The sequence below is a fragment of the Salinicoccus sp. CNSTN-B1 genome, from assembly GCF_054792835.1.
On the sequence record NZ_JBTWMN010000004.1, the window covers coordinates 1387433 to 1409765 of the forward strand.

The following is a 22333-nucleotide window of genomic DNA, read 5'->3' on the forward strand; positions in this document are numbered from 1 at the left end:
ACCTTTCCAACCTATCTTTTTTTCTTATTGCGTTTGGCATGTTTCATGCGCTCTTCCCTTTTCAGCGCATCGAGTTCGGACTTCATCTTCTTTTTATAGCCTGGTTTGACTTTCTTACGTTTCTTGACTTTATTTACGAGCTGATTTTCGAGATGGGACTCGCGCCTTTTACGTTTGGCACGCTCTGTTCTGGATTTGATTTCGGTCAGTTCACCATTTTTGATGTCTTCATGCACAAATGCATAGCCTTTGGACTCCAGTAGATTGATGAGATGCTCATCCTCCGGCGTGTAGATGGTGATTCCAGTACCTGTATAGTTGCCACGTCCCACACGTCCAATGCGGTGCGTGAAGAATTCTATATCTTTTGGAATATCGTAGTTGATGACGTGGGAGGCACCATCTATATCAAGGCCCCTGGCAGCCAAATCACTCGCCACAATCCATTCATATTCAAGACTCCGTATTTTCCTGATTTCCTTCGTCCGTTCACGGGGCTTCAGGCCACCGTGGAACAAACCGACATTCACCCCGTTGCTGTTTAGGTAATCAAACAGATCATCGGCACGCTCTTTGGAATTCGCAAAGATGAGACCGATGTATGGCGTGATGTTTTCGGTGAGCTCCAACACTTTCTTGGCTTTATCGTCCCCTTTGACCGGCACAAGGCTGTAGTGGATGGAAGCCTTGTTCCTCGGCTGGTCTATGACAATCACTTCGGTGTCCCCGATATATTTTCTGAGGAAATTCCTTAGTGCCTCAGGTATTGTTGCAGAGAATACGAGGAACTGGGATTTTTCATCGACTGAGGAAGATATGCTGTCTATCTGTTCCAGGAAACCGAGGTCGATCATCAAATCCGCCTCATCTATGACGAGGCGCGTCACATGACGCAGGTTCAATCCTCCGTTATCCCGCAGATCCTTGACTCTTGTCGGCGTACCGATTACGATATGGGGCGCATGGGAGGCTTTTTGTGTGTCCCGTTCTATGTCTGTCCCGCCTATAAACGCCTTGGCGGTAATTTCCGGATAGCTCTCCAATATGCCGAGTGTCATTTGGTGGAGCTGTTTGGCAAGCTCTCTGGTCGGTGCCAGGATTACAGCTTGTGTGCGGGGACTCTCTGGGTTGATTTCATGTATGATCGGTAACAGGAAGGCATGGGATTTCCCGCTTCCCGTTTCGGACTGGACAACCACGTTGTCCTTTTTCAGCACTTTCGGGATGACGCGTTCCTGCACCAGTGTGGGGTGCGTGAAATTTATACGATCGATTGCATTCAGCATCTTATCGCTGAAATTGAATCTTTTGAATGCATTACTCATTGCTTCACCTGATTTCTTAAATAAACTCAACATTTATTATAACTGAAACATTTCCCTTAATCTACACCATTCATACCGTGTGTTGATTTCAAATTCAGTTGGTTTCAGTTATAATGCCTGTAAGGGAGGAATAAACTTCATGGATATTATTAAAATAAGCCCGCGTGGCTACTGTTATGGTGTTGTGGATGCAATGGTGATCGCCAAGAATGCTTCCATGGACAAGACTCTGCCTCGCCCGATATATATACTGGGAATGATAGTGCACAATAAACACGTGACAGATGCGTTTGAAGAAGAGGGTATCGTCACATTGGACGGTGCCAACCGTCTGGAAATTCTGGAGGGCATAGATGAAGGTACTGTAATATTTACAGCACACGGTGTCTCGCCCCAGGTCAAGGCACGGGCCAAGGAAAAGGGGCTGACGTGCATTGATGCAACATGCCCGGACGTCGAAGTCACCCACCAACTCATCCGGGAACGCACAGCTGATGGTTATGACGTTGTCTACATCGGTAAGAAAAATCACCCTGAACCAGAGGGCGCTATCGGCGTCGCACCCGATAACGTACATCTCGTGGAAACAATAGAAGATGTCAAAACGCTGCCGGAATCCCTCAAGGACAAGAAGCTCATCGTGACCAATCAGACGACGATGAGTACGTGGGACGTCAGTCATCTGATGGATCAGCTCAAGCTTCAGTTCCCGCACATCGAGGTGCATAAGGAGATATGCATGGCGACCCAGGTCCGTCAGGAAGCGGTTGCCGAGCAGGCACAGGAGGCAGATCTGCTTATAGTCGTCGGTGACCCGAAAAGTAACAACTCGAACAGGTTGGCCCAGGTTTCCAAGGAAATCGCCCACACTAATGCCTACCGCATCAGTTCACTCGATGAATTGAAGAATGAGTGGCTCGAAAATATAGACAGTGTGGCAATCACTGCAGGCGCCTCGACGCCAACTCCAATCGTTAAAGAAGTGATCGACTACATCAAAGAATATGATAAGGCGAATGCAACAGCACCGCAATCCACGGTACCGACTTCCAAAATACTGCCTAAGATCAAAAAAGCAAAACCAGTAAAAATAATGGACTAAAAAAAACGGGGCACATCGTGATCTGGTACCACTAAAGTTTACAGATGAATAAAATAATTTTTGCTGAGATTCTAATCGATTAGAATCTCAGTTTTTTTATGCGGCAATCTTGCGTAATTCGACAGGCGTAAGGCCGTAGAGTACCTCTTGCGGGCGTTCGTGATTGTAAAAATGGATGTAGACATCCAGATCATCTATGAGTTGCTGATACGTCCCATATCCAGTATCTTTCCGCACCAGATTGTACCGTTCCGATTTCAGTTTGCCAAAGAACGACTCCATCGGCCCGTTATCAATGCACTTGCCAACACGGGACATGCTTTGCGTCATGCCATGCGCCTTTAAAATCTTTCTGAAACCATATGATGTGAACTGGAAGCCGCGATCACTGTGGATCATGGGGGAGGCGCCTGGATTGGCTGCGAGCGCTGCCTTGAGTGTATCAAACACCAGCCGGTTATTATTACTGAGACCGAATCGGTAAGCGACGATACTGTTATCAAACAGATCGAGAATCGCACACATGAAGACCCGCCGGCCAGTCTTCAACTTGAACTCGGTCACATCGGTCAACCACTTTTCGTTCTTAAATTCCGAGATGAACTGTCGGCCCAGGCCATTCTTTGCCGTGAAGTCGCCGGATTTCATGGTGCGGACCATCTTCTTCTTCCGTGTGACGGACTGAATGCCCATCAGCCGCATGATGCGCAGGATACGGTTACGACTGTAGGCCGTGTTCAAATGACGGTTCACAAGGTGACGCATCATGCGATACCCCGGCACCCCCTGGTACTTGATGTAGAAGTCCGCGATGCATGCGGCAATTGTTTCGTTTTCAATTTCATTCTTCGTTTTTTGGCGCTTTTGGTACTGATAATACGCTTGGCGGCTGATGTTTGCGACTGCGCACAGTTCAGAGATGGAGTAGCCTGCGCTGTGCAGTTCTGTGATCGCTTCATGAATCCGTTGACCCCGAACCCGGCTTACTTGCGTCTCCTCTCGAGTTCTTCCAACTTTTTTAAGAATGCATTCTCCACTTCCACTTTTTTAAGCTTATTCCGTTCGATTTCCAGCTCACGCTTCAGTTTGTCGACTTCAGTCAACGCTGCTTCCGGTTTAGGGCGGCCCCGTCGGTCTTCGAGGCCATCTGCCCCGCTCTCTCGTACTTCTTCACATATTGATACGCTTGTTGATAGGAGACATCGAATCGTTCTGAGAGCTCACGGATACTGACATCATGGGTTGCGTGATACTGTGCGATTTCCAATCGTTCTTCATATGTCGGCTTTCTGCTTTTCGTCATAGAGCGCGCACCCCCAAAGGTCGATTTTAATCTTTTACCTTCAGTATACTCGATGACCCATTGTTTGACTGTAGTATCAGAAGCAATATCGTATTTCCTTGCGAGTGGGAGATACCCAATGCCCTGCTCTAAATACTCAAGGATGACTCTTTCTTTGAAATCGGTTGAATAGGTATGATGCCGTCTTCTGACTGCCAGTGACTCAGGCCCTTTCTCTTGATGCGTTAACACCCATCGATGAATGGTTGTTTTACTAACCTCAAATCGTCTGCTGGTCGTCTTCATATCACCATGTGTTAAATAATGCTCTATAATTGCCATCTTTTCTTTGAAACTGCGATGTCTGGCCATTAAAAAACCTCCTAAGCTACAGATTTTTTCTTTCATCTGTAAACTTAGGAGGTAGCACCTCATCGCGTGTGCCCCGTTTTTTAGTTTGCGAAAGGATTGGTGGATACTTCAGTGGCATGCACTTCAACTGTCATGCACTCTTCAATCAGCGCCTTGAGTCCTTCAGCCATAACACTTTCCATATAGTGCCCGCCATCTATTATATTGCGGCCGGCAAGTTTTGCGTCATAGGCTTCGTGATATTTGACATCTCCGGTCACAAGAACATCTATCCCCTGTCCAAAAGCTTCTTCTACATAAGACATGCCTGATCCGCCGATGATCCCGACTTTACTTATTTCATTTTGGTCCGCAGCTACCATATTCACGATCGGGCTGCCTGTCTTGTCCTCTATCAGCGATGCGAGTTGAGTAAGCGAACCGTTGAAGTCGAATGAAACGCCGAGACCTTTATCACTCGGGAGCTTCAACGACAGCACATCATAGGCAGGTTCTTCATAAGGATGTGAAGCAATCAGAGCCTGCATCACCCTTTTCTCATCCTGCACTTCAAATATGGCCTCAATCATGTATTCTTCCACCTGTTCAAGCCGACCTGCATCACCAATATGGGGATCTGCCCCTTCGCTTGGCCTGAATTGTCCCGTTATAGGGTGCTCGAAGAAGCATTCCGAGTACTCTCCCTGGTTGCCTGCTCCGGCAGCGGCGAGGTCTTTCTTCAGCTGTTCGGCAGATGATTTCGGTACGGTCACACGCAGTTTCTTATAGTCCCGTTCATTACTGATCAGGACTTCTGTGTCCGTGTAGCCCAGTTTTTCTGCAATCATATGGCTGACACCATCAGGCTGATGATCCAGGTTGGTGTGCATGGCAATCAGATTGATGTCATTTCTGATCAACTGACGTACGATACGACCTATGCCCGATTCAACAACCGCGTCCATTTTGGCAAAAATCAGGGGATGGTGGGCGATGATGACATTCGCACCCTTTGAAATCGCCTCATCGACCGTCTCCTTGGCACAATCAAGTGTCGTCAGGATACCTGTCACCTCATCCTGCATATCACCGACAAGCAATCCTGTATTATCCCATGATTCACTTTCGGCAAATGGCGCTATCTGATCGAGTTCTTCCATGAGTTCCCTAACTTTCATGTTATAAGCACCTCTTTCAACTGTTCAACTTTAAGTGAGACTTCCTTTATCTTCGCGGTATCATTGGAATTTTCAACAAGATTCCTTAATATCTTCTCCTGATGGTTTAATTCCCGCTGCAATTTTTCTATAAACGCAGCTTCACGTTTTTCTAGAAGGACAGGACCGAATGTAAGTGACTGCTCATCATATTCAACCTCACCCGCTTCTGCTACTATGATCTCATAAAAATGATGGCCATCCTGGACTACGGTTTCGTCTATGACTCTGTAGCCCGATTCAGCGAGCACCTTTCTGACCGGATAAGTATGGATGTTTGCCTGAAGGACCAGGCGTGGTTTATTGGGCAAGCGATGAAGTCCCTCTTTTAATATCTCTGCAATCAGGGGGCCGCCCATACCGCAGATCGACACGGTGTCCACTTTATCCCCTTCTGCAACAACTTGAAGACCAGACCCGAATCTCGCTTCAATCTGTCCTGTCATGCCTTCAGCGGCGATATTTCTGAGTGTGGATTTGAACGGCCCTTCAACCACTTCGCCACATATTGCTGATGAAACCTTTCCTTGACGGACTGCTTCTATTGGAAGGTATGCATGGTCCGAACCAACATCAAGCAAAACCTCCCCATTGACATACCCGAGTACTGCGTCGAGGCGTGCATCAAGCATCAAAATTCCTCCATTCAAAATAAAAACTTCCACACAGAGTGTGGAAGTTCCGTTTAATTATTGCTCTGAGAAGAACTTGTGGAGTGAAGACAGGTCTTCATCACCAATCTGGTCTTCGCTGAATGCTGGCATAGATCCTGGTCCTTCTCTTACTGTACCAGAGAATTCCTCTTCAGAAAGGCCTGTACCTGCTAGTGCAGGTCCCATGCCGCCTGAGAAGTCCTGGCCGTGACAAGAAGCACAGTTATCCTTTGCAAAGCCTTCAGGGTCAAAGTCTCCAGAAGATGCTTCGCCACCTTCTTCGCCGCCTTCACCACTTCCACTCTCTTCACTGGCCGTTTCTTCGCCTTCACCTTCGCCACCATCGTTGTTGGCGCCCTGGGAAGAAAGCAGGAAAATCAAGCCGATGCCGAGGAAAATGATAAGTATAAAAGGCACGATCGGATTACGATTCATAAAACAACCTCCCTAATGTCATTCCATATACATATTCACATATATAATTGTATATTAAATATGCGTAAAGTCAAAAGCTTTTTTCTAAAATATTACACTCTTGACAGTTTTCCTAGTCCATGAAATCTTTCAGGCGCTTGCTTCTGCTTGGGTGCCTTAATTTCCTCAGCGCTTTCGCTTCAATCTGTCTGATCCGCTCGCGGGTCACGCCAAACACCTTCCCGACTTCTTCCAGTGTACGTGTCCTGCCATCATCAAGGCCGAACCTCAAACGCAACACATTTTCTTCACGGTCGGTGAGAGTATCCAATACATCTTCCAATTGTTCCTTCAACAGCTCATATGCCGCGTGGTCTGAAGGGCTCTGGGCCTCCTGGTCCTCGATGAAGTCTCCAAGATGACTGTCGTCCTCTTCCCCAATCGGTGTTTCAAGGGAGACGGGCTCTTGTGAAATCTTCAGGATTTCCCTGACTTTTTCTGCAGGAAGATCCATTTCCTCACCAATTTCCTCTGGCAATGGCTCACGTCCCAAGTCCTGGAGTAGCTGACGCTGTACCCGGATCAGCTTGTTGATCGTTTCGACCATATGGACTGGAATACGTATCGTCCTCGCCTGGTCGGCGATGGCACGTGTAATTGCCTGACGGATCCACCAAGTGGCATAAGTGGAGAATTTGAAGCCTTTGGAGAAGTCGAATTTTTCCACTGCTTTGATGAGCCCCATATTACCTTCCTGGATAAGGTCGAGGAAGAGCATGCCGCGGCCGACATAACGCTTCGCTATACTGACCACAAGACGCAGGTTGGCTTCTGCCAGACGGCTTTTCGCGACTTCGTCGCCCGTTTCGATGCGTTTGGCCAGTTCAATTTCCTCTTGCGCACTGAGAAGGTCCACACGACCGATTTCTTTGAGGTACATCCGGACCGGGTCATTTATTTTGACGCCTGGCGGCGCACTCATATCATGGAGGTTGAGTTTCTCGTCGGAATCCGTCGAATCCTTCTCATTGATGAGCTGGATATCATTTTCGTTTATCTCGTCAAAGAACTCATCCATCGCATCCGCATCCAATTCGAAACTGGACAGTTTGTCAGCGATCTCCTCATGCGACAGATGGCCCTGGGTCTTCCCTTTTTCAACAAGATGGTTCTTGACCTGCTCTACGGTCGTGAGCAGTTCCACTTCTTTTGTATCGGTCGTTTGTACATTTTTATCTGCCATTTAAAGCCCTCCTATTCAGACTTCACAATCATCTTTTATAGCGACTGTTCAATTCATTCAATTGCTGCACTAGTTTTACCTGAAGCTCTATATCGTTGCTGTTTTCTGCTTCTTGGAGCTGCAGATAGAGAGAGCGCTTCTCCTTCTCACTATTTCTAATACCACTTAGATCTTCAATGTAATCATTGATTTCATCACCCGTGATATCGTCATGGATCAGTAGGCCATCAATTTCGAGGGCATCACTGAAATGGTCGCCATCAATATACTGGCTGAATGATGATATATCAAAGGCTTCATGTTTGTCAAAGTAAGTGCACAACCCTTTAAATATACCATAATAAGAAGGACTGGTTAACACTTCCGCATCAATTGATTCCTGAAAACGTTTAAACAAGCCGACATCCTGCATCAATGCCCTGAGAAGATATCGTTCTTTACGCTCGCGCAATGGAATCTGCCTACTTTGGATGCGGGCTGTACCATTGCCTTTTTTAGTCGGCGCGGGAATGTTCTGTCCGAGTGATCTGGCATCTATTTTATAGAGTTGGCTTATGTGCTGGATGAGCCTTTCACGGATGACTTCATCTTTGACGAATTTCATATGGCCAGTGAGTGTCTTCAAGTTGGTTGAAAATGCCATGTCATTATTCATGCTCTCTTCCAACAGATGCTCCGCCTTGAAATGGATATAGTGGCGCTTTTCACTGCGCACCAGATCTTCGAAGGCCTCGCGGCCATTCTGTTCGATATATTCATCAGGGTCCATACCTTTTGGCAGCGAGATGATGAATACATCGAGACCTGCTTCCAACAGCGTTTCACCCAAACTCAACTGGGCGTTTTGCCCAGCCCCATCCCCATCGAACATAAGCGTCACGTTCGAGGCGAGCCGATGCAGCATCCGGATATGCTCATCGCTGAGCGCAGTACCCATCAGCCCGACTACATTCTGCACAGCCGTCATCTTGACTTTGACGATGTCCAGGTGTCCCTCCATCAAAATGACTTCATCATGACTTCTGATCGCCTTGCGCGCATCATTCAGATTGTATAGCAGCCTTCTTTTTTGGAAGATTGCTGTTTCGGGGTGTTGAGGTATTTCGGTTCGCGTCCATCTAGGCTCCGTGCGGTATAGCCGACGTTATAACCCTGATGATTCAGGATGGGGATCATTATCCTGCTGCTGAAGCGGTCGTAGTAGGTGAATGCTTCCTCATTCCTTGAAATGAGGCCTGCCTGATAAGCCATTTCGAGGCTGAAGCCCTTTTCAGTCAATGCGTTTTTAGTGAAATCCTTCATGCTTGGCGCGATGCCGATTTTTTCCCGACGGATGATTTCCGGCGTAAAGCCCCGGTCCTCCAGGTATTCGAGTGCGGTCTCGCCTTCTTTTGTGTGCATCAGGACGTGATGATACAAGTCAGTCAGATATTCATGCATTTTGATGAACTGCATGTCATTATCGTCGACATTGCTTTCCTGCTTCTCTATTTCGATGCCGAGCGGTTTCCCAAGACGGCGGACTGCTTCAGAAAAAGCGACATTTTCGGCTTCCATATAGAATTGGAATACATTACCGCCCTTCTTACAGCCGAAGCAGTGACAGATCTGCTTATCCGGACTTACTGTAAAGGACGGGGTGTTCTCATTATGGAACGGGCAGAGACCGACATAGTTCCGTCCCCGCTTCTCCAGTTTGATGTAACTGGAGACGAGATCGGTGATGTCGGTCCCCTGCTTTACTGCTTCCACTGTCTCTTCAGGTATCCTCACTTGCATCAATCCTTATATTCAAGTCTTTTTTCGACGTAATCCAAAATTTCATTCGCCGTTTCCTCAATCGCCTTGTCCGAGACATCTATTACGGGACATCCTATTTTGCCGATCACTTCATTGAAGTAATCGAGTTCTTCCTGGATGCGCTGGTCATCCGCATAATTCGCCGTATCCTTCAGGCCGAGCTGGGTGAGCCGTTCTTTTCGGATTTTATTGAGTGCGGGCGCATTTATTTTGAGGCCGACACATTTACCGGGATCGATATTGTAGATTTCACGGGGAGGTGTCACCTCAGGGACGAGTGGCACATTCATCACTTTATATTTTTTATGGGCCAAGTATTGAGAAAGCGGCGTCTTTGAGGTGCGTGATACGCCTATCAACACGATATCAGCCTTGTCAAGGCCGCGGGCATCCTTCCCATCATCGTATTTGACTGCAAACTCGATGGCTTCTATCTTCTTGAAGTAATCTTCATCGAGGCGGTGCACCCTTCCGGGTTCGTAATATGGCTTATCCTCAGTCTCTTCTTTAAGGATATTCATAAGCGGTCCCATGACATCGACATTGGAGATGTTTTCAGCCTCAAGCTCCTTCTTCAAGTATGCCCGTATCTCCGGCGTGATGATCGTAAAGACTACGATGGCCTCTTTACTCTTGGCCAGGTCTATCACTTCATCCACATTTTCTTCTGACTCTATATAAGGGTACCTGATCAGTACCTCTTCTGATTCATCGACTTCAAATTGGGACAGACAGGCTTTGGCGACAAGTTCAGCCGTCTCCCCCACCGAATCGGATGCGATGATCACTTTGATTTTATTCATTGAAACACTTCCTTATTCCATTAGATTGACGAATGCCCGTGTGATGGTGGTCTTTGTGACGCGGCCGATGACCTTATCGACACCATCATGTGCTTCGACTACGGGCAGTGAATCAATCTGTTTTTCGATCAGTTGATTGGCTGCGTAGATCAACAGATCATTCGGATAACAGATTGTAATATTCGGCTTGCGTGTCATGATGACGCTGACGGGCACCTTTTCGATATCGTTCGACCCCATCGTCCCACGCAGAAGATCTTTCCTCGAAATTACGCCGACCAGCGACTGGTCTTCATCGATTGCATACAATGTACCGACATCTTCAAGGAACATCTTGACGATCGCTTCATAGATGGAAGTATCCTGTTTGATCAGGATCGGTACGCTCTGCACCTCGCTGACAAGGATGTTGCGTACTTTCGAAGTCATTACTTCCTCGGATTCTTTACCGGTATAGAAATAGCCGACACGCGGCCTGGCATCCAAATAGCCGCTCATGGTCAGTATCGCCAGGTCGGGCCTCAAAGTCGCCCTGGTCAAGGACAACTGTTCGGCAATTTTACTGCCGGTTATGGGCCCATGCTGCTTTACGATTTTAAGTATCTTTTCCTGTCTCTCATTAAGTTCCATGCGCTCACTCCCAACAGGATAATTATAATACATTCGGGCAAATAAAGAAATACAGGCAAATCGTTGCACAAAAGTGGATGACTGGCTATAATGATAGTGAAGCGAGTTAAGGATGGTGCGAGCTTAACACCCGAAATTGGCATATGATGATCAGAAAATATATAAAAGCGGAGTGTTTACACTAATTGGGGTGGAACCGCGGGCTTGGCTCGTCCCCGGATAACAGTACTGTTATCCGGGGACGTTTATATTTTTCACCATCTTTCGCTATGACAAAAGATAAAGTAAGGAGTCGAATCAAATGGAAATGGAAACAATCGTAAATTTGGCGAAGGCCAGAGGATTTGTGTTCCCAGGCAGTGAAATTTATGGCGGTCTGGCCAACACTTGGGACTATGGACCGCTTGGCATCGAACTGAAGAACAACGTAAAGCAGGCTTGGTGGAAGAAATTCATTCAGGAATCCCCGTACAACGTCGGGCTTGATGCTGCAATCCTGATGAACCCGAAAACTTGGGAAGCCTCAGGGCACCTCAACAACTTCAACGATCCGATGATCGACTGTAAGGAATGCAATACACGCCACCGCGCAGATAAGCTCATTGAAGACGTCCTCCAGGAGGAAGACGATTCATTCGTTGCAGATGGCCTGAGCTTTGATGAAATGAAGAAAATCATCGACGACCGCGATATCAGATGCCCGAACTGTGGCGCGCACAACTATACCGATATCAGACAATTCAGCCTGATGTTCAAAACGTTCCAGGGTGTGACGGAGTCTTCGACCAACGAGATCTTCCTGAGACCTGAAACGGCCCAAGGTATATTCGTCAACTACAAAAATGTCCAGCGCTCGATGCGCAAGAAATTGCCGTTTGGCATCGGCCAGATCGGTAAATCATTCCGTAACGAGATTACGCCAGGTAACTTTACATTCAGGACACGTGAATTCGATCAGATGGAACTCGAATTCTTCTGTAAGCCGGGCACTGAAATGGAATGGCAGGATTACTGGAAAAACTTCGCAACAGACTGGTTGAAAAACCTTTCTTTGAAAGAAGAGAATACAAGGCTCCGCGATCACGATGAGGATGAACTCAGCCACTACTCCAACGCCACAACCGACATCGAATACAAATTCCCGTTCGGCTGGGGAGAGCTTTGGGGCATCGCAAGCCGTACGGACTTTGACCTGCGTCAGCATATGGAGCATTCGAACGAAGACTTGACCTATCATGATCAGGAGACGAATGAGAAATATATCCCTTATTGCATCGAGCCTTCCCTTGGACTCGACCGCGTCACGCTTGCGTTCCTGTGTGATGCGTACAATGAAGAGGAATTGGATAATGGCGAGAAGCGCACGGTGCTCAAATTCCACCACCAGCTTGCGCCTTATAAAGCAGCAGTGTTGCCGCTATCCAAGAAGTTGAGTGGAGAGGCAATCAAAGTCTATGAGAAGCTCGCAGGCGACTTCAACATAGAATTCGATGAGTCCCAGTCAATCGGCAAAAGATATAGACGTCAGGATGAAATCGGTACACCTTACTGCATCACTTTTGATTTCGATTCACTGGAAGACCAGAAAGTGACGGTAAGGGACCGTGACACTATGGAACAGCAGCGGGTCAGCATAGATGATCTGAACGCTTTCCTTGCAGACAAAATGAAATATTAGAATAACCAGCGGCCAAAATGGCAAGCCGCGCCAGCATATAAAGAAATCGCACTTGATTCCTCTAGGGGAACGAGTGCGATTTTTATATGCTTGGATAATCATCCAATCCTGAAATGTCTGTTGAGGCGCTCAAGAGTGCCGAGTATACTGATGGCCGCAAGGTAGCTCGTCTTAGGATTCTCAGGTAGGGCACGATTCTCTATTTTGAATTCCGCGTTGCCGAACGCCCCTTCGACTTCAATCTGATGGATATTCCGGTCAATTTCGGGGTCAGCGATCAATGTCACTTCCGTTTCCTCTATGCCCACACCAGCCATCCCGAGGATGATGGAGACATTCATGTTCTTCGGATAGTGGGTGATGGCATCTGCTGCCTTGCCTTCGAATATCACCTTCTCCGATTCGGCGTCCTCATAGCTGAGTGATGAGGCTGGTTTACGCGTAGTCAACCGCACACGTTCCAGTTCACCATGTGACTGGACGTTCTGCAGCAGATCCAAACCACCGATGGCGCCGGACGGCAGGTGCAGGGTGTGGTCATATTTTTTCGCGGTCTGCATGAGGTCAGCTACAAGCTCACCATCAGCCAATGCACCGACGCTGACCAGCATGGCGTCCTTATGCTTGAGCACTTCCGGCAGACGCGCCTTGACAGCTGCAACATCGGCCGCTTCGACTACAATGTCGATGCCCAATGCCAGAAACGCTTCCAAGTCGGTGTACAGCTGCACACTAAATTCATCTTCCAGATGATTGTACTTCTCTTCATTCCTTACAAACACACTCTTGATCGTAAGGTTCTCATGCTGGTCGCCATTGATCCGCTTGAGCATCACGTTTGCAATCGCGCCAGCACCAATGATTCCAATATCCATTATAGCCCTCCTTTTTCTCTTCCTTATCTCTACCCTGCGAAGCGGCCTTCATGCATGAAATTCAAATAGCCAACATGTACTGTCATCCATAATGTGTGGCAATAGTCATGAATTGAGTGTAGATAAAAAGCCTGAATGGTGGAAGGTCTGTTCATCTTCCACCATTCAGGCTGGTACTGTGGGATTTTTCTATAATGTTTCAATGAGTTTTCGGGATTTGAAGAATACTCCGGTATACTCATCGTAGATCATTTCCACGAACTTCAGCAACGCCTTGCCATTCTCATCAGTAACATTGATGGACTCGACATTGTGGAGTGCGACGTGTTTCATATAGCCTGCAAGATACAAGACCCGGCTTTTGACCGGGACCGAACGCACACCCGTGTCTTCGTTGAAGCAGTCCGCACATATCACACCATGATAGTTGAATGAGTAATGCGAGAAGCGCGAACGGTCAGGACTGCCGCAGGTGGCACATTCATCCACATTCATCTGTCCCCCGTAGTACGGCAGCATCTTAATTGCTGCAAAGGCCGTCACTGCAGCGGGCGTACTCTTATCTTCCAGAAGGGAGGCGCTTTTGATGAGCAGCCGGTAGAAACTTTCCTGCTGCTGATCTTCTTCAAGGGCACGGATGATCAGTTCGACGATATAGGAGGCATACGTATAGACTGAAAATGTGTTGTTGATGTACTTGAAGGGCTGGACGACATCGGTTTCATTCAACGTGCCGATGCCTTTGAAGCGGTTGTATGTGAATAGGACTTCCTTGATCCCCTGCCTGAGTACTATAAAGGGGCTTTTTGGCTTATTGAACCCCCTTGCCATCATCGGCACTTGGGTGCCGTCTTCGGTCAGCACAGTAATGATCCGGCTGGACTCACTATAGTTAGTCTGCCGGATCATGATGCCTTTTTGCTGAAAAATCATTTCTTTCTAATACTCCTCATCGCGGTATCCGAGCGAACGGATGAACTGGCTTTTGTTGCGCCAGTCCTTTTGGACTTTGACCCACAACTCAAGGAAGACTTTGCTGCCGAGCAGATTCTCGATATCATAGCGGGCAAGCTGTCCTACTTCTTTCAACATCTTACCGCCCTTGCCGATCACCATGCCCTTTTGCGAGTCGCGTTCGACATAGATTGTCGCAGTCACATGGACGGTGCCGTTGTCATCTGCCTTCATCTTGTCGACTTCAACGCCGATTGCATGCGGAATTTCCTGGCTGGTCAGGTGCAAAACCTTTTCACGTATGAGTTCGCTGACGATGAAGTGTTCCGGATGGTCTGTTATCCGGTCTTCAGGATAGTACATCGGCCCTTCAGGAAGATAGCTTTCGATGACCGACAACAAATGGTCGACATTATTGCCCTGCAAGGCAGAGATCGGCACGACTTCGCTGAAGTTCAATTTATCCTTATAGACTGTAATCTGTTCCATTAATTTATCGGGATGGACCAGGTCGATTTTATTGAGGACGAGGATGATTGGGGTGTCATTGTTTTTCAGCATATCGATGATGTATTCATCACCCCGGCCGATTTCTTCAGCTGCGTTGATGATGAAGAGGATGACTTCTGTCTCTCTCAGCGTATTGCGGGCCACCTTCATCATGTGTTCGCCCAGCTGGTGCTTCGGCTTGTGGATTCCTGGGGTATCGATAAAAATCATCTGGCTGTCTTCAGTAGTATGGACCCCTTGGATTTTGTTGCGTGTGGTCTGTGGCTTATCCGACATGATGGCGACTTTTTGCCCCAGTACTTTGTTCATGAACGTCGATTTACCGACATTCGGCCGTCCGATGATACTTATAAAACCTGATTTAAACCCTTTTTCACTCATAGATCCATATCCTTTCCTGAGAAACCAAGCGGCAGCAGTTCATCCACCGTACGCTTGATCACTTCCCCTGCCTTGTTCGTCATATAGACTGGCATATCGTCATCGCACAGTTCCTTCATCACCTGGCGGCATGTCCCGCAAGGGCTTGCTGGCTCCTCTGCATCTGTAATGATGACGATCGCCTTGAATGTTTTGATGTTGTTGGAATACGCACTGACTAAGGCACTGCGCTCGGCGCATATCGTCGCGGGATACGCGGCATTCTCGATATTGGCACCATAAATATATTCATCATCCTGTGTAACCAGCAATGCACCTACATTAAATTTGGAATACGGCGTATAGGCACGGCTTTGCGCCACTTTGACCTCTTCCAGCCACTCTTCTCTATAAATTCCATCATTCATCGCAATCTCTCCCTGTTCAAATCAAATAAGGTATGAAGACAATCAATCCGACGCTTGCAGCGTATATGCTTGAGAGCAGCACACCGCCTGCTGCCATATCCTTGGCGGCACCCGCCAGTGGATGGTGGCCCGGTTCAGCAAGATCCACCGCCGTTTCCAGCGCAGTATTGAAGGCTTCAGCCACCAATACAAAAAACACCGCACTGAGTATGAACAGCCATTCCACCCTGTCTATGCCAATGATCGCCCCGGCCATAACGGCAATCAAGCCAAAGCCTGTATGCAGTGCGAAATGGCTATCCTTCTCCAGTAGTTGCCGTATGCCGTTTACAGCATACTTGAAGCGGTCCAACCATTTCATATCAGTTCTTACGGGGAATGCCGAAAGCATCCAATATCCTATCTTGGGTTTCATTCATCTCTTTTCTTCTTCCGCTTCCATATGATCGTATTTCAGCAGATGCAAAAAACCGTGGAGGCTCAGGAACATCAACTCGCGTTTGTAGCTGTGTCCGTACTCTTCCGCCTGCTCCTTTGCACGGTCAGTACAGATGATGATGTCGCCAAGCATCCTTGGCGCGTCTTCGTGGATGAGGCTGTCATCCTCATCTTCCATCGCAAAACTGATGACATCAGTGACACTATCCTTGCCGCGGTAGTCATTATTGAGCGCCCTGATTTCCTCCTGGTCGACAAACGATATGCTGATCTCAGCAGACTCGGTTTCATCGAGGTGTTCATATGCAAAGTTAAGAAGTGAATCTATCTCTTTCTTCTCTGTGTCGTCTGTGAAATTCTGTTCGTCGAGAAAATCTATATTGACCATTCCGTTCACTCCTTCTCGTAAGCTTTGATGATTTTAGAGACGAGCGGATGTCTGACGACGTCCGTTTCATCCATTCTGTTGACCGCAACCCCTTTGACGTCGCCTAAAATTCTGACGGCTTCAACCAAGCCGCTTTTAGTGGATCCCGGTAGGTCGATCTGCGTTTCATCTCCTGTGACGACCATCTTGGAACCGAAGCCAAGACGGGTCAAAAACATCTTCATCTGCATTTGAGTGGTATTCTGCGCTTCATCGAGGATGACGAATGCTTCGTTGAGCGTCCTGCCGCGCATGTATGCAAGTGGTGCAACTTCTATAACCCCACGGTCTATCAGACGGTCCGTCTGTTCCACTCCGAGTACGGCATGTAGACCATCGTAGAGCGGGCGCAAGTATGGATCTACCTTCTCCTTGAGGTCACCTGGAAGGAAGCCGAGGTTCTCTCCAGCCTCAACTGCCGGCCTTGTGAGCACTATGCGCTTTACATTGTTGTCACGGAGCATCTGGCACGCGAGGACGACGGCAAGGAACGTTTTGCCTGTACCGGCCGGGCCGATGCCCAATGTAAGATCATGCCGCTTGATATTTTCGACATAGAGCCGTTGACCCGTTGTTTTGGCACGGATGCTTTTGCCTTTTTGATCGCGTGCAATTTCTTCATTATAAAGATCAGCAAGGTATTCGATTGTGCCTTTCTGGGCCATAAGGGCGGCCGACTGGACGTCCCGGAGGTTGACCGCCATACCCCGCTGGATGATTTTCAATAGATTGCTCAGCACATCTTCAGCCATTCCAACATTTTTTTCTGAGCTGCCTTCGACAGTGATTTCATTGCCCAGTGTATGGATGGTGACGCCGAATTCCTCTTCCAGGAATGAGATGTGCTGATCATTTGCACCCAATAGTGCCTGTGCCTCTTCGAGGCTGTCTATATTTATGGTGTTAGACATTCATAAACCCCTTTTTGTGAAAGTTTCTCCCATTTAATTTACCACTAAGTCCCCTTGACTGCAATTGATTCGTAAGCACACCGATTCGCTTAAAATACACTGATCAAGCCCTAAGTAACAAAAATATAAGTAATTGATATCGCAATTAAAATCGTCATCATGCGCCGAAAAAATAAACACAGACCGGAGTAGCCTCTACCCTGGTCTGTGTTATTTCATTACCTTTGATTTTCCATGGAGTCATCGTAGGCCTGTAACGCTTTACCACCGTATACACTGCCCGGGCCCCCGCCCATGACGATGGCGACGCCTGCAATTTCAGCGATTTCATCGCGGGTCGCGCCGAGTTTGATCAATTTATTGACGTGTGCGCCGATGCAACCTTCGCATTTGTCTGCTATGGCATAGGATAAAGCAGCGAACTCTTTAGTCTTCGTATCAAGTGCTGCGTCCTTGTAGGCTGCCTCCTGCAGGTCTTTGAAGCTTTTCATCACATCCGGCACGCTCTTCACCAGACGTTTGGTGTTCCCTTGCGCCGTTGCATTTATGTCATTGAAATTAGCCATCATTCTCCCCCTTTCGTTCAATTCCCCTCAAATTTTAGCATAGTCCACCCTTCAATTCAGGTATCGCACATCCCAGCGTTCCGGCAATAACTGCCGGAGGGATGCGCTGCGCCCGTCAGGAAGATAGATTGTGCAGTCATAATTATCTTCCCCTACCTGGTTGATCAATTCGCGACACCTGCCGCATGGGGCCATGACATCACCGTTCTCATAGACGGCGATGATGCTTGCGATATCGTACTCCCCAGCCGTCACCATAGCGGACACTGCAGCATGTTCTGCACAGAAGCCGATTGATGAAGGCAGGTCCATGGCTACTCCTGTATAAATATTGCCCGTGCGGGTTAAAATGGCGCTCGCGACATGACCCAACTTGCCGTTGCGGGTGGTCCTTTTAGTATTGAGTCTTTCTCTAGCCGATTCGTACAAGGTGTCCCGTTCCATCTTCGTCATTCCAATCTTTTTCATATTCATGATTAATTATATCAGAATGAATGACGATTGATGAATCTTCATTTCATCTATATGACGTAGACAAGATAGATGATCGCCCAGCACGTCACCCATATGGCATGGATGATTTCGAGGATGCCGATCCGCTTCATCTTCCATCCCCTGCCGTACAGGAGAACAGCCCTGATCAGGCTGAATATGAATGCGATTGCCAAAAACCAGTGCCACCACATCATCAGTATAAAAAGTGCCGTATGATACGAAAAGGAAATGATTTTAAATATCCTGTTCTTCTTTTCCCTGATCATCGTTTTGACGAATAATGCAGTGCTGATGAAAAATAACAAGCTGATCAGCATGGTGAAGAAGATACCACTTGTAAATGTATGTAGATTCAAAAATGCAATGCCCCCGCCTGCTATTGAAAAGATGATGATGGCTGCAACATCATTGACCAAGGCACGCTCCTTTTGATATAGGCATAGCGCGCATTTACCATACCGAATGGAATCATCGCCATAAAGAAGAAGATTATCTGGTATTCGGTGATGAGCGGGTAGACAAAGAGCAATGCGGCAGCTGCAAAGAACAGGGCTGCTGCTTTCAAATAGCCATATTCCTTTCGTTTGAACCGTTTGATGAAATGGAGGATGTGATCCGCCATAAAGAATATCATCAACCATCCTGCCATATAAAATAACTGAGAAAGATGAAAGCCTCCGGCGACCATGCCTATTATGAGCGGCATGAATACCATGGCCCATGCACCGTGCTGATTCTGTTTCTTGAATTTCATCCCGACACCTCCTGCTTCAATCATAGCAGTCCCATAATGAGGCAGGACGCGGCGAAACCGACACTTTTGTGAATAAAAAAACAAGGAAGGGAGCCTTCCTTGTCTTCATTTATTTCATCTGTCTGCCATGCGGTCATATAGACGCCCTGGCCATCTTTCATCTTCGCACATCAATTCAACCGTAAACAGATGGACGGAAACTATGGCGATCAGGGCGATTGCAAACATAATTGCCATCGCCACGATGGATATTTCAAAAAAAGCGGGCAGCAGCATGAGGATGGGCAGCAGCAGCGTGGCAGCCACACATCTTTTGGCATACTTGCTGGACAAGTACTGCTTTTCACCGCATGACGGACAGTCCATTGATGGATTGAATGCCAGATATTGTGTCATGACATGTTTAAAATTCCAGTTCTCTCCACAATTGTTACACTGTGTCAAGGTACCTCTCCTTTATACATTCGTCATATGGAGGCTCGTGAATGAGTCCATGGTCTTCCATGCATGCACGACATTATGCCATAGACATCTCGATAACGCAAACCACCACTTATCTAGTCATCAAGCTTCAAGCCTTTCAACTGCTCTGCCAGGGCATTATTGATCGGTGCTTCGTCATCCTGCTTCTGCATATACTTCTTCACTGTCTTTTTATCGACTTTCCCGCGGTCCTGTTTCTTTTTGCGCGCTTCGAACGCTGATAGTTTTTCCCTGTATCCGCAGGAGCATGTGAATATCTGGCCCTCGCCTTCACCACTTAAAGTCATCTTCTTCTTGCATCTCGGACAACGGGCATTGGTGATGCGCGCAACATTTTTGCGGTGGCCACACTCACGATCCTGGCATACGAGCATCTTGCCTTTTTTGCCATTGACTTCAAGCATCGGCTTTCCGCAGTCAGGGCATGATCTGCTTGAAATATTGTCATGTCTGTACGTCTTGTCGCTCGCCTTTATCTCCTGGATGATCGTTTTGGTGTGCGCTTTCATTTCTTTGATGAAAGTTTCCCTATCCAGCCTACCTTTTTCGATTTGCTCAAGTTTCTGTTCCCATATGGCTGTAGTGGCCGGTGAGCGTAGCGAATCCGGGACCAGTTCCAACAGCTGGCGCCCTTTTGAAGTCGTGCGAAGTTCCTGACCTTGTTTTTCAATCATAAAGGCGTTCAATAATTTTTCAATGATGTCCGCACGTGTTGCAACCGTGCCAAGTCCACCTGTCGCATCCAATACGTTCTTAAGCTGCTTGTCGTCCATTTCCATGTACTTGGCTGGATTTTCCATTGCCGACAATAAGGTGGCTTCTGTAAACCGTGATGGTGCTTTAGTCTGTCCGGATGTCTGGTTGATGCGATCAATTTCAAGGATATCGCCTTCATTCAATTCAGGGAGCTGCTGATTCTTCTGCTCAGTCCCTGGATCTTCACGATGATTCTTATATGCCGCTTTCCATCCTTCTTTCTTGACGGTGCTGCCCTGAGCCGTGAAGTGCTCGGTCCCGGCATTCACCTTCACCGTCACCTGATCGTATTCATGTGCCGGGAGCAGCACAGCCATGAACCTTTTTATGATCATATCATAGAGACGCTTTTCCCTTTCATTGAAGTCTCCAGGATGTACATGGTTCTCAGTCGGTATGATCGCATGGTGGTCGCTGACTTTGCTGTCATCGACAAATGATTTATTGGCCTTTATGCCACTGCGCAATATTTTGGTTGCGATGGGCCGGTACTCGCCGATGCCTGCCGCTTTGAGCCTTTCGGGGAGCGTGGGGGTGATATCTTCGGAAATATACCTTGAGTCGGTACGTGGATAGGTGACGACCTTATGGCGCTCGTATAGGCTCTGCAGCACATTCAACGTTTCCTTTGCCGAAAAATTCAATTGTCTGTTGGCGTCGCGCTGCAGTTCCGTCAAGTCATACAAACCAGGTGCAGAAGATTTCTTCGTTTTATGTGTGATGACAGCGACTTTAAATACTTCGCCTTCAATTCTCTGCATGGTACGGTCCAAAGCGTCTTTATTGAAGCTGCGCGTCTGGCCTTTATCATCTTGCCATGCCAGCTTCAAACCGTGTGCATATGCTTCTATGCCATAGTATGTCCTGGGGTTGAAATGTTTGATTTCCTGTTCGCGGCGTTCGATGATCGCAAGCGTCGGAGTTTGGACGCGGCCGCAATTCAACTGCGCATTGAATTTTGTCGTCAAAGCCCGGGAAGCGTTGAGTCCGATGTACCAGTCCGCCTCAGAACGCGCTACAGCCGCTTCATAGAGATCTTCATAATTTTTGCCGGGTTTCAAGTTGTTGAACCCTTCCCTGATCGCCTTATCCGTCACTGAAGAGATCCACAACCGTTCAATCGGCTTTTGTACTTTTGCTTTTTTGATGATCCAACGGGCCACAAGCTCCCCTTCACGGCCGGCATCCGTTGCGATGATGATTTTATCTATATCTTTACGTATCAGCTGTGACTTTACAGCATTGAATTGCCTGCCCGCTTTCTTGATGACAGTCAACTTGAGCGGATCCGGGAGCATCGGGAGGTCATCGAGGTTCCATGTCTTGTATTTCTGATCGTAGCTTTCAGGGTCGGCCAGTGTCACAAGATGACCGAGCGCCCACGTTACAATATATTTATCCCCCTCTAAAAATCCATTGCCTTTTTTATGACAGTTCAACACTTTCGCTATATCCCGCGCTACGGATGGTTTTTCGGCGAGTACGACACTTTTTGCCACTATCCTTCATCCTTTCATTTTTTCACTGCCATCCATTATACATAAAATGCCGGGAATATTCATCCCCGGCGTGCATTTTAATCTTTAATCATTTTTCTCATCTTATCATCATTCTCCATGACACTCCTTGTAAAGGAGCAGCGCGGTGTAATCTTGCGTTTCTCCTTCCCGTCCATGTCGCTTGACACTTCTGTATGTGTCACGACATAGTCCCCTTCTGCGTCCGTTTCGAAAACCATTTTAGCCTGGGGATCGAGCTCATCCTCCTCGACAAACAGCATATTTTCACCTTTTTTGATATCCACTGCCATCTTAATCCTCCTCACCTGAATGATAGTAGTTTATTCCCTTTTATAGGAGTTGATAAGCATGCCAGAAA

General features: G+C 47.5%; 26 protein-coding genes and 1 pseudogene. 2 read left to right on the plus strand and 25 right to left on the minus strand.

Features of this window, described 5'->3' with window-relative positions; translation table 11 throughout:
* Window positions 1-11: 11 nt before the first annotated feature.
* Complete coding sequence (locus ACYF68_RS08265; protein ID WP_344702143.1) at window positions 12-1325, minus strand: DEAD/DEAH box helicase; 1314 nt, start codon at window positions 1323-1325, stop codon at window positions 12-14.
* 139 nt (window positions 1326-1464) lie between these two features.
* On the opposite strand from ACYF68_RS08265, the gene ACYF68_RS08270 reads away from it, so the two are divergent.
* On the plus strand, window positions 1465-2427 hold the full coding sequence (locus ACYF68_RS08270) for a 4-hydroxy-3-methylbut-2-enyl diphosphate reductase (RefSeq protein WP_461046284.1): 963 nt from the start codon (window positions 1465-1467) through the stop codon (window positions 2425-2427).
* Between the two features lie 96 nt (window positions 2428-2523).
* Here ACYF68_RS08270 and ACYF68_RS08275 read toward each other — a convergent pair whose 3' ends face one another.
* From ACYF68_RS08275 to ACYF68_RS08320, 10 genes are all read right to left on the minus strand, one after another.
* A complete protein-coding gene (locus ACYF68_RS08275; RefSeq protein WP_344703364.1) occupies window positions 2524-3453 on the minus strand; it encodes an IS3 family transposase in 930 nt (309 codons plus the stop codon).
* 73 nt (window positions 3454-3526) lie between these two features.
* The gene (locus ACYF68_RS08280) at window positions 3527-4081 is read right to left on the minus strand and encodes a transposase (protein ID WP_461046286.1); all 555 of its coding nucleotides are present in this window, start codon (window positions 4079-4081) and stop codon (window positions 3527-3529) included.
* Window positions 4082-4161: 80 nt separating this feature from the next.
* Window positions 4162-5238 (minus strand): Nif3-like dinuclear metal center hexameric protein, encoded by a 1077-nt coding sequence (locus tag ACYF68_RS08285; RefSeq protein WP_461046288.1) that lies wholly within the window; start codon window positions 5236-5238, stop codon window positions 4162-4164.
* On the minus strand, window positions 5235-5909 hold the full coding sequence (locus ACYF68_RS08290; protein ID WP_461046290.1) for a tRNA (adenine(22)-N(1))-methyltransferase: 675 nt from the start codon (window positions 5907-5909) through the stop codon (window positions 5235-5237). Before ACYF68_RS08290 ends, ACYF68_RS08285 begins: the two co-directional genes overlap by 4 nt.
* A gap of 57 nt (window positions 5910-5966) precedes the next feature.
* On the minus strand, window positions 5967-6365 hold the full coding sequence (locus ACYF68_RS08295; RefSeq protein WP_461046291.1) for a c-type cytochrome: 399 nt from the start codon (window positions 6363-6365) through the stop codon (window positions 5967-5969).
* A 112-nt stretch (window positions 6366-6477) separates the two neighbouring features.
* Window positions 6478-7587 (minus strand): RNA polymerase sigma factor RpoD, encoded by a 1110-nt coding sequence (gene rpoD, locus ACYF68_RS08300; protein ID WP_344702133.1) that lies wholly within the window; start codon window positions 7585-7587, stop codon window positions 6478-6480.
* 28 nt (window positions 7588-7615) lie between these two features.
* Window positions 7616-8587, minus strand: coding sequence for a toprim domain-containing protein (locus tag ACYF68_RS08305; protein WP_461046294.1), 972 nt, complete (start codon window positions 8585-8587; stop codon window positions 7616-7618).
* A gap of 44 nt (window positions 8588-8631) precedes the next feature.
* The gene (locus tag ACYF68_RS08310; RefSeq protein ID WP_461046295.1) at window positions 8632-9360 is read right to left on the minus strand and encodes a DNA primase; all 729 of its coding nucleotides are present in this window, start codon (window positions 9358-9360) and stop codon (window positions 8632-8634) included.
* Window positions 9361-9365: 5 nt separating this feature from the next.
* Window positions 9366-10190 carry a pyruvate, water dikinase regulatory protein gene (locus ACYF68_RS08315; RefSeq protein ID WP_380569588.1) on the minus strand — a complete coding sequence of 275 codons (825 nt, stop codon included), beginning with the start codon at window positions 10188-10190 and terminating at the stop codon, window positions 9366-9368.
* Between the two features lie 12 nt (window positions 10191-10202).
* Window positions 10203-10820: a helix-turn-helix transcriptional regulator gene (locus ACYF68_RS08320; RefSeq protein ID WP_461046297.1), complete on the minus strand. Its 618-nt coding sequence runs from the start codon at window positions 10818-10820 to the stop codon at window positions 10203-10205.
* 301 nt (window positions 10821-11121) lie between these two features.
* On the opposite strand from ACYF68_RS08320, the gene ACYF68_RS08325 reads away from it, so the two are divergent.
* Window positions 11122-12498 (plus strand): glycine--tRNA ligase, encoded by a 1377-nt coding sequence (locus tag ACYF68_RS08325; protein ID WP_461046299.1) that lies wholly within the window; start codon window positions 11122-11124, stop codon window positions 12496-12498.
* Between the two features lie 98 nt (window positions 12499-12596).
* Here the strand turns inward: ACYF68_RS08325 and nadX are convergent, their stop codons facing one another.
* From nadX to ACYF68_RS08395, 14 genes and pseudogenes are all read right to left on the minus strand, one after another.
* Entirely contained in the window at window positions 12597-13373 is a 777-nt protein-coding gene (nadX, locus tag ACYF68_RS08330) for an aspartate dehydrogenase (RefSeq protein WP_461046300.1), read from the minus strand.
* Window positions 13374-13562: 189 nt separating this feature from the next.
* A complete protein-coding gene (gene recO / locus ACYF68_RS08335) occupies window positions 13563-14306 on the minus strand; it encodes a DNA repair protein RecO (protein WP_461046302.1) in 744 nt (247 codons plus the stop codon).
* Window positions 14307-14312: 6 nt separating this feature from the next.
* A complete protein-coding gene (gene era / locus ACYF68_RS08340; protein WP_344702118.1) occupies window positions 14313-15218 on the minus strand; it encodes a GTPase Era in 906 nt (301 codons plus the stop codon).
* On the minus strand, window positions 15215-15625 hold the full coding sequence (gene cdd, locus ACYF68_RS08345; RefSeq protein ID WP_461046304.1) for a cytidine deaminase: 411 nt from the start codon (window positions 15623-15625) through the stop codon (window positions 15215-15217). Before cdd ends, era begins: the two co-directional genes overlap by 4 nt.
* 16 nt (window positions 15626-15641) lie before the next feature.
* Window positions 15642-16040 carry a diacylglycerol kinase family protein gene (locus tag ACYF68_RS08350; RefSeq protein ID WP_461046306.1) on the minus strand — a complete coding sequence of 133 codons (399 nt, stop codon included), beginning with the start codon at window positions 16038-16040 and terminating at the stop codon, window positions 15642-15644.
* Window positions 15988-16451, minus strand: a pseudogene (ybeY, locus tag ACYF68_RS08355) (rRNA maturation RNase YbeY). Before ybeY ends, ACYF68_RS08350 begins: the two are co-directional and overlap by 53 nt.
* Window positions 16452-16456: 5 nt before the next feature.
* Window positions 16457-17401, minus strand: coding sequence for a PhoH family protein (locus tag ACYF68_RS08360; RefSeq protein ID WP_461046307.1), 945 nt, complete (start codon window positions 17399-17401; stop codon window positions 16457-16459).
* A gap of 218 nt (window positions 17402-17619) precedes the next feature.
* Complete coding sequence (locus tag ACYF68_RS08365) at window positions 17620-17970, minus strand: carboxymuconolactone decarboxylase family protein (RefSeq protein WP_461046309.1); 351 nt, start codon at window positions 17968-17970, stop codon at window positions 17620-17622.
* Between the two features lie 48 nt (window positions 17971-18018).
* A complete protein-coding gene (locus ACYF68_RS08370) occupies window positions 18019-18420 on the minus strand; it encodes a cytidine deaminase family protein (protein ID WP_461046311.1) in 402 nt (133 codons plus the stop codon).
* A gap of 68 nt (window positions 18421-18488) precedes the next feature.
* Window positions 18489-18878: a hypothetical protein gene (locus tag ACYF68_RS08375; protein WP_461046313.1), complete on the minus strand. Its 390-nt coding sequence runs from the start codon at window positions 18876-18878 to the stop codon at window positions 18489-18491.
* Window positions 18839-19216, minus strand: coding sequence for a YwiC-like family protein (locus tag ACYF68_RS08380; RefSeq protein WP_461046315.1), 378 nt, complete (start codon window positions 19214-19216; stop codon window positions 18839-18841). The genes ACYF68_RS08375 and ACYF68_RS08380 overlap by 40 nt, the downstream gene beginning before the upstream one ends.
* 114 nt (window positions 19217-19330) lie before the next feature.
* Entirely contained in the window at window positions 19331-19660 is a 330-nt protein-coding gene (locus ACYF68_RS08385) for a TIGR04104 family putative zinc finger protein (RefSeq protein ID WP_344702102.1), read from the minus strand.
* Between the two features lie 113 nt (window positions 19661-19773).
* On the minus strand, window positions 19774-21954 hold the full coding sequence (locus ACYF68_RS08390; RefSeq protein ID WP_461046318.1) for a DNA topoisomerase III: 2181 nt from the start codon (window positions 21952-21954) through the stop codon (window positions 19774-19776).
* 77 nt (window positions 21955-22031) lie between these two features.
* The gene (locus tag ACYF68_RS08395; RefSeq protein ID WP_461046320.1) at window positions 22032-22265 is read right to left on the minus strand and encodes a GNAT family protein; all 234 of its coding nucleotides are present in this window, start codon (window positions 22263-22265) and stop codon (window positions 22032-22034) included.
* Between the last annotated feature and the right edge of the window lie 68 nt (window positions 22266-22333).

Bases quoted from the DNA above. Each gene is read 5' to 3' on its own strand.
- ACYF68_RS08350 (WP_461046306.1), bottom strand. From the start codon at position 16,040: ATGAAACCCAAGATAGGATATTGGATGCTTTCGGCATTCCCCGTAAGA.
- ACYF68_RS08285 (WP_461046288.1), bottom strand. From the start codon at position 5,238: ATGAAAGTTAGGGAACTCATGGAAGAACTCGATCAGATAGCGCCATTT.
- ACYF68_RS08360 (WP_461046307.1), bottom strand. From the start codon at position 17,401: ATGTCTAACACCATAAATATAGACAGCCTCGAAGAGGCACAGGCACTA.
- ACYF68_RS08380 (WP_461046315.1), bottom strand. From the start codon at position 19,216: ATGAAATTCAAGAAACAGAATCAGCACGGTGCATGGGCCATGGTATTC.
- cdd (WP_461046304.1), bottom strand. From the start codon at position 15,625: ATGAATGATGGAATTTATAGAGAAGAGTGGCTGGAAGAGGTCAAAGTG.
- ACYF68_RS08315 (WP_380569588.1), bottom strand. From the start codon at position 10,190: ATGAATAAAATCAAAGTGATCATCGCATCCGATTCGGTGGGGGAGACG.
- ACYF68_RS08270 (WP_461046284.1), top strand. From the start codon at position 1,465: ATGGATATTATTAAAATAAGCCCGCGTGGCTACTGTTATGGTGTTGTG.
- ACYF68_RS08280 (WP_461046286.1), bottom strand. From the start codon at position 4,081: ATGGCCAGACATCGCAGTTTCAAAGAAAAGATGGCAATTATAGAGCAT.
- ACYF68_RS08305 (WP_461046294.1), bottom strand. From the start codon at position 8,587: ATGGAGGGACACCTGGACATCGTCAAAGTCAAGATGACGGCTGTGCAG.
- ACYF68_RS08365 (WP_461046309.1), bottom strand. From the start codon at position 17,970: ATGATGGCTAATTTCAATGACATAAATGCAACGGCGCAAGGGAACACC.
- ACYF68_RS08265 (WP_344702143.1), bottom strand. From the start codon at position 1,325: ATGAGTAATGCATTCAAAAGATTCAATTTCAGCGATAAGATGCTGAAT.
- ACYF68_RS08290 (WP_461046290.1), bottom strand. From the start codon at position 5,909: ATGCTTGATGCACGCCTCGACGCAGTACTCGGGTATGTCAATGGGGAG.
- nadX (WP_461046300.1), bottom strand. From the start codon at position 13,373: ATGGATATTGGAATCATTGGTGCTGGCGCGATTGCAAACGTGATGCTC.
- recO (WP_461046302.1), bottom strand. From the start codon at position 14,306: ATGATTTTTCAGCAAAAAGGCATCATGATCCGGCAGACTAACTATAGT.
- rpoD (WP_344702133.1), bottom strand. From the start codon at position 7,587: ATGGCAGATAAAAATGTACAAACGACCGATACAAAAGAAGTGGAACTG.
- era (WP_344702118.1), bottom strand. From the start codon at position 15,218: ATGAGTGAAAAAGGGTTTAAATCAGGTTTTATAAGTATCATCGGACGG.
- ACYF68_RS08395 (WP_461046320.1), bottom strand. From the start codon at position 22,265: ATGGCAGTGGATATCAAAAAAGGTGAAAATATGCTGTTTGTCGAGGAG.
- ACYF68_RS08320 (WP_461046297.1), bottom strand. From the start codon at position 10,820: ATGGAACTTAATGAGAGACAGGAAAAGATACTTAAAATCGTAAAGCAG.
- ACYF68_RS08295 (WP_461046291.1), bottom strand. From the start codon at position 6,365: ATGAATCGTAATCCGATCGTGCCTTTTATACTTATCATTTTCCTCGGC.
- ACYF68_RS08370 (WP_461046311.1), bottom strand. From the start codon at position 18,420: ATGACGAAGATGGAACGGGACACCTTGTACGAATCGGCTAGAGAAAGA.
- ACYF68_RS08325 (WP_461046299.1), top strand. From the start codon at position 11,122: ATGGAAATGGAAACAATCGTAAATTTGGCGAAGGCCAGAGGATTTGTG.